Origin of the sequence: Sporosarcina highlanderae, from assembly GCF_030433715.1 — a bacterium.
GTDB lineage: Bacteria > Bacillota > Bacilli > Bacillales_A > Planococcaceae > Sporosarcina > Sporosarcina highlanderae.
Genome location: NZ_JAROCC010000021.1, coordinates 24,267 through 30,495 on the forward strand (window position 1 = coordinate 24,267; position 6,229 = coordinate 30,495).

Genomic DNA, 6,229 nt, shown 5'->3' on the forward strand with positions numbered 1-6,229 from the left:
ACAGATGAGGCGAATAGTGAACTGGCTTGGAACCGGGTTAATTGTGGTCGGTATCATGCTGTCGGTTTGGCTCCTGAATGGCATTGCGAAAAGTGATGCTCGCCAGCAGGATTTGATGGATGCATTTCGTTCGGTGGAAGTTAGAGACGGGACAGGTGAGTTGGCTGCAAAGGAAGCCGGTGCCGTTGAACTTGGTGAGATTTCCGGAATAGAAGGCATCCTGACGATTCTGGCAATCGACTTAGAAGCACCCGTCCTATACGGGGCTGACGCAGAAACGCTCGACCAATCCCTCGGTGCAATTAAAAACATGGACCCGCCCGGCGAGATGGACGGGAGCTATGCCATCGCCGGGCACCAGGCCCATGTCTTCGGAAAGTATTTCAACCGGTTGCATGAAGTTGAAGTCGGCACGGAGTTCACATTCCAAACGGCAGAAGGAGAAATGAACTTCAGAGTCTTCGACATCCAAATCGTCAGACCCCATGATGTCGATGTACTTGAGCCGCAGGAAGGAAAAGCGCTCATATCCCTCATCACCTGCTACCCTGAGTATTCGAATGAATTTCGATTGGTTGTGCAGGGGGAGAGGGTTGAATAGTGTGATTTCATCGGGTATCCGTTTTGGGGTACCCGTTTTTTAGTGCTTCTTTTGGGTACCTGTGCACGAAATTATTCAGTTAATACACTACAATTGAATTAATATACGTATAGGAATGAGATTTATTTCGAAATAGTGTATTTTCATTCAAATTGGTTGAATAGTCATGAATGTTTCTTGCACAGGTACCTTTACAAAACCAATCTATCCATAAATTTTTTTTATGGATAGTAATCAAATTATTCAGTTTTACTAACTTTGGGACTATATTTATAGTTTAAGTAAGCACTTACAAGAGGGGATGGTAGAAATGAAAAGGTTTTTACTCTTTATGGGGATGTCTATTGCGCTTATTCTTGCGGCTTGTAATGAGTCGTCGGGGGATGCAGATTCGGCTGATGGGAATTGGAAGCCGACGAGGAATATTGAAATTGTAGCTCCATCTGGCGCAGGTGGCGGTTGGGATACGACTGCGCGGATGGCTGCAAAAGTTTTGGAAGAAGAGGGATTGATTGATAAAGGCATTGGGGTTGTGAACAAGACAGGTGGAGGCGGTGCTGTCGGTTGGGCTTATATTGCGACAAAGAAGGGGAGCCCGTACAACCTATTTGTCACTTCCACTCCGATGATCGACGTGCCGTTAAACGGTCAATCTGAGTATGATTATACCGACTTCACTCCTATCGCAAACGTAATTGCTGACTATGGTGCGTTCGCGGTGAAAGCTGATTCGAAATGGCAAACACTGAATGATCTTTTTGATGATATGAAAAAAGATCCGACAAGTGTTACGGTAATCGGTTCATCGTCTCCAGGAAGTATGGACCACTTGAAATTTGCAAAGTTTGCGAAAGAGGCTGGAGTTGACATTACGAAAATCAAGTATGTTTCCGAGCAGGATGGCGGAGAATTGACTGCCCTTCTTAACGGGAGTGTTGATGTATTCTCTACGGATGTTTCTGAGGTAGTCGAGCAAGTTAGAGCTGGCAACATACGTGTATTGGCTGTAACTTCTGAAGAACGGCTTGAGGGGGAAACAATTTCTGATTTCCCTACTGGCGTTGAGCAAGGCATTAATACGACTTATATTAACTGGAGAGGATTCTTTGGACCTAAGGACCTTCCTGAAGAAGCACTTAAATATTATGAGCAGAAGTTTAAAGAAATGACTGAAACGGATGCTTGGAAAAAGATAAGAGCCAACTATGGGTGGGGAGACTTTTTCATGGGTCATGAAGAATACAAAGAGTTTTTGAAAGAGCAAGTAGAGTCGAGTAAGGCATTGTTGGATGAATTAGGGATTGTCCGCTAATAAAGGTTATCTAAACGTTAAGTCAATGGCTGTTACAGTTCATTGACTTAACCTTTTGAAAGGACGTGTTAGATTGCTATCATCACAAAATAAGAAAGTAAGCTTGTTTTTGATTGTGCTTGGAGTTGTTTTTGTAATTATGAGCGTGAGACTTCCTAAGTATCCTTTAGTGCCGGTGGATGCCGATGCGGTTCCAATCATTTTAGGCTGCTTGCTCATCTTCTTGTCAATTTTGCTGTTTTTCATTAAAGATGAACCGAAGGATGGGGAGGATAGTGGACAGTCAGAACCCTTTTTCAATGCCGATAGGAAGATGATCTTGTTATTTGGAGGCTTAATCCTTCTCTATATTATCTTTCTTGAATGGCTTGGATTTCTTCTCACAACTGCGCTGTTCATTTTTACAAGCACATTTGCCTTAGGTTACAAGAAGCACGTGACTAACATCGTTGTTGCGATTGCCATACCGATTGCTTTTTATTATTTATTCAATTATGTACTGAAGATTTCATTGCCAAAAGGGATATTGCCGTTTTGAAGGAGGATGAGAAAGAATGGGCGTAATGGATGGGATTTTGGAAGGCGCAAAAGTCGCCTTTAGTTTTCAAGGCATCCTCTTTGTTTTAATGGGCGTATTTTTAGGGACAATCATCGGCATGTTGCCTGGCCTTGGACCGATCACTGCGATTGGTGTTATGATTCCCATTTCCTATGGGATGGATCCGAATATGGCACTTGTTATGATGGCGGGAATCTATTACGGTGCAATTTTTGGAGGATCTACTTCATCTATTTTATTAAATGCACCTGGAGTTGCTGGAACAGTGGCAACTGCTTTCGATGGATACCCAATGGCACAGCAAGGAAAAGCAGGTAAAGCACTTGCAATTGCGGCGGTGTCATCATTCGTCGGTGGAACGGTCGGAGTAATCTTCCTAATGCTTTTCGCCCCATTATTAGCTTCAGTGGCCATCTCTTTTGGACCTCCGGAATATTTTGCGCTTATGCTTCTTGCCTTAACGGCGATTGCAAGCTTGTCTGAAGGTTCTACGATAAAAGCGCTCATTTCAGGGACGCTCGGTTTCATGGTAGCGATGATTGGGATAGATGGTCAAACCGGTACCTCCCGATTCACTTTCGGTAGCGCATCGTTATTAAGCGGGATTGATTTCTTAGTCATCGCTTTGGGGATTTTCGCCTTGGCTGAAGTCTTTAAATTAATAATAACGCGGAATGAGTCAGATAGCGGCCCGAATAAAAACATCGGTAGCATCCGTATTACGAAAAGCGAAATGAAAGAAATGAGTGGACCTATGTCAAGGCAATCTGTATTAGGTTTCCTAATAGGGGTGTTGCCAGGTGCTGGTGCAACAATTGCTTCTTTTATCGCCTATATTACCGAAAAGAAAATCGCCAAAAATCCTGAGGAATTTGGAAAAGGCTCTATCAAGGGGCTCACAGCACCAGAAACTGCAAACAATGCTGCAACAAGCGGAGCTTTCGTACCTTTGCTTAGCTTGGGAATACCCGGTTCCGGCACGACAGCAGTCCTTCTTGGGGCATTGATGGTGATGGGTATCCAACCAGGACCTATGCTCTTCACAGAAAAGCCGGATTTATTTTGGGGTGTCATTATTAGTATGTATATCGGGAATATATTCCTTTTAATTTTAAACTTACCTTTAATTCCCTACATATCTAAACTTTTGAATATACCAAGGCCGATGCTTATATCGCTTGTCACTATCTTTTGCCTAATTGGCGTATATGGAATCAGCTTTAATACGTTTGATCTGTACTTGTTGTTGGCGTTTGGGATTATCGGTTACCTTCTACGACTTGTCTCATTCCCGGCAGCGCCATTCATTCTCGCTTTCATTCTTGGAGAAATGATCGAGCAGTCTGTACGTAAGTCTCTGACGATTTCAAACGGCAGCTTTATGATATTCCTGGAACGCCCGATCACATTGGCATTCCTGATTATAACTGTACTGTCCTTAGCGTTACCGCCACTGCTTGGCATGAGGAAAAAAATTAAAAGTATAGAATGAATACGATGGAGGGGCTATGAAGAAAATAAAAGTGATTGCCATGGGTGGAACAATTTCAGCCCATCATCCTTGCCGAACAGATTTAAGGAATTATACATCAGGGCATTATACGGGTGAAGATTTAATTCGCGAAATACCGGAGATGAATGAAATAGCGCATCTCCATATCGAACAACTATCCAACGTAAGCAGTACATTGATTGATACAGAGCATTGGATCATGTTACGTGATAAAATCCACCATGATTTACGTGACGGAAACTATGATGGCATCGTGATTACTCATGGGACGAACACATTGGAGGAGACTGCATATTTCCTACACCTGACGGTTGAAACCGATAAACCGATTGTCCTTACCGGTGCACAACGTCCCTTTTCTGCAATTAGCACAGATGCACATCTCAATTTATTGAATGCATTGAAGGTCGCGGCTTCTGACACTGCAGTAGGCAAAGGAGTTTTGGTTGTCTTAAATGATCAAATCAGTTGTGCTCGCGATGTCTCAAAAACAAACACGTATAGATTGGAAACGTTCAATTCGGGAGAATTAGGCGTGTTGGGCTATGTAGATCCGGATGATTCAGTACAGTTTTACCGAATGTCGCTACGAAAGCATACGACTTCCTCCGAGTTTGCGGTTTTGCCGATAAACGACTTACCAAAAGTTGAAATCATCTATTCTTACGCAGGGGCGACCGGAAGGACGATTCGACCACTGTTGGATGAAGAACGAGTTGACGGAATCATCGTAGCGGGAACCGGCGCAGGCAGATGTTCAGAGAAAGAAGAGGTTGAGCTAATAGAAGCAAAGAAAAAGGGAATCCAGATCGTCCTTGGTAGTCGAGTCATGGATGGCAGAGTCCTTCCGCTCGAGCGCTACAAGCATCTCCGTTCTCCAACTTCCGATAATCTTCCACCGCATAAAGCAAGGATTCTGTTAATGCTTGCCCTATTAAAGTATACAGATAATGAAAGCATTCAAACCTTGTTTGATACGTATTAATGGAATGGACAATTGTTACAATGAAAAATCGTTGGAATTGGAGTGAACTGGTCAAAATAAGCTTGCGAACAGTTCTCCGTTTCAACGATTTAATTTATGAGTACCGACTTTCAATGAAGGGGAATCTTATCTTTATACCGTTCAACAAAACCGACGAATGCATTGATTGCAGCGATTTCTAAGTCCTCTTCACGATAATGAAGAAAGGTCTGCCGTTTGACTTTTTCTCCGCCAATATGCTGCAATGGCTGCATACATAGTTCGTTTTCTCCGATTAGGCATATACCTGGCAAAATCGTATAACCTAGACCAAGCCTTGCCATTTCCTTTCCCGTCTCCAAATTATCTACTTTCATTACTGGATTTCTTATGGAATCAAACCTTTCCTTCCACCAGCGGTCGACAATTTGTTTTAAATATGTATCCATTTGATAGTGAATGTCCGTTAAATCTGGCAATGACAATACGTTAATGGGTTCTTTTGAAACAATATATAGGGACTCCTCACAAACCAATGATTTACAATCAGTCCACTGCTCATGCCCCCGAATAAGCGCAACGTTAACATCACCATTGTCGATTTGTTTTGCCATATCCGTACTTAATCCCGTCACCATATTGACGTTCACTTCCGGGAATTCATTGAAGAAAGCTTGTAGGAGCTGTGGCATGATATACTGTCCAAACGTGGAGGCGACACCTAATTTAATCGTCCCTTTCACTTCAACATTCATTTGAAGAAGTGCCTCTCTTGCCTCATTCATCTTTTGCAGGATTTCACTTGCATAATCGATCAAGACAGCCCCCTTTGGTGTAGGTCGAATTCCCGTCCTGCCCCTCACAAACAGCTGCGCCTTGAAGGACTGCTCAATTTGCCTCAAACGGTAACTCAATGCCGGCTGTGTCATGAACATATTCTCCGCCACTTTAGTTATATTCCGTTCCTCATTTAAGTATAAAAGAAGTCTTAAATCTTTTTCATCCAACTGAAAACCCACCTTCTTCAACTTGATCGTATATATAGTATAAATCAAGAGTTCCTACTGAACTACTAAGTTGCACCTCAACTCTGAATATTCGGGTGGGTGAGGGGGATGGGGTGCTGCTGCTAACTTAACTGGGTACCCACTAGCGTTGCATAGCAAGAAATAACAGGAAAATAATACATTTTATTCAAATAATCTGCTTGAATAAAAACAAAAAAGCTCCTAATGTAGATAGAGAACGACGACTAAATCAGTTCCCTACACTACAAAAGG

General features: G+C 42.8%; 6 protein-coding genes. 5 read left to right on the forward strand and 1 reads right to left on the reverse strand.

What is annotated here, in order from left to right; genetic code table 11:
• The first annotated feature begins 4 nt into the window (after positions 1 to 4).
• The 5 genes from P5G49_RS17145 (at position 5) to P5G49_RS17165 (ending at position 4,970) form a co-directional block, all read left to right on the forward strand.
• Positions 5 to 601 carry a class D sortase gene (locus P5G49_RS17145; protein WP_301245828.1) on the forward strand — a complete coding sequence of 199 codons (597 nt, stop codon included), beginning with the start codon at positions 5 to 7 and terminating at the stop codon, positions 599 to 601.
• A gap of 310 nt (positions 602 to 911) precedes the next feature.
• On the forward strand, positions 912 to 1,913 hold the full coding sequence (locus P5G49_RS17150) for a Bug family tripartite tricarboxylate transporter substrate binding protein (RefSeq protein ID WP_301245830.1): 1,002 nt from the start codon (positions 912 to 914) through the stop codon (positions 1,911 to 1,913).
• A 73-nt stretch (positions 1,914 to 1,986) separates the two neighbouring features.
• A complete protein-coding gene (locus tag P5G49_RS17155) occupies positions 1,987 to 2,451 on the forward strand; it encodes a tripartite tricarboxylate transporter TctB family protein (RefSeq protein WP_301245831.1) in 465 nt (154 codons plus the stop codon).
• Positions 2,452 to 2,467: 16 nt separating this feature from the next.
• Entirely contained in the window at positions 2,468 to 3,964 is a 1,497-nt protein-coding gene (locus P5G49_RS17160; protein ID WP_301245833.1) for a tripartite tricarboxylate transporter permease, read from the forward strand.
• Positions 3,965 to 3,980: 16 nt separating this feature from the next.
• Entirely contained in the window at positions 3,981 to 4,970 is a 990-nt protein-coding gene (locus P5G49_RS17165; protein WP_301245835.1) for an asparaginase, read from the forward strand.
• Positions 4,971 to 5,080: 110 nt separating this feature from the next.
• Here the strand turns inward: P5G49_RS17165 and P5G49_RS17170 are convergent, their stop codons facing one another.
• Entirely contained in the window at positions 5,081 to 5,956 is an 876-nt protein-coding gene (locus P5G49_RS17170; RefSeq protein ID WP_301245837.1) for a LysR family transcriptional regulator, read from the reverse strand.
• Positions 5,957 to 6,229 lie beyond the last annotated feature (273 nt).

What these genes read in the sequence shown, in the direction of transcription:
- P5G49_RS17145 (WP_301245828.1), top strand. Translation starts at nt 5, where the DNA reads ATGAGGCGAATAGTGAACTGGCTTGGAACCGGGTTAATTGTGGTCGGT.
- P5G49_RS17150 (WP_301245830.1), top strand. Translation starts at nt 912, where the DNA reads ATGAAAAGGTTTTTACTCTTTATGGGGATGTCTATTGCGCTTATTCTT.
- P5G49_RS17160 (WP_301245833.1), top strand. Translation starts at nt 2,468, where the DNA reads ATGGGCGTAATGGATGGGATTTTGGAAGGCGCAAAAGTCGCCTTTAGT.
- P5G49_RS17165 (WP_301245835.1), top strand. Translation starts at nt 3,981, where the DNA reads ATGAAGAAAATAAAAGTGATTGCCATGGGTGGAACAATTTCAGCCCAT.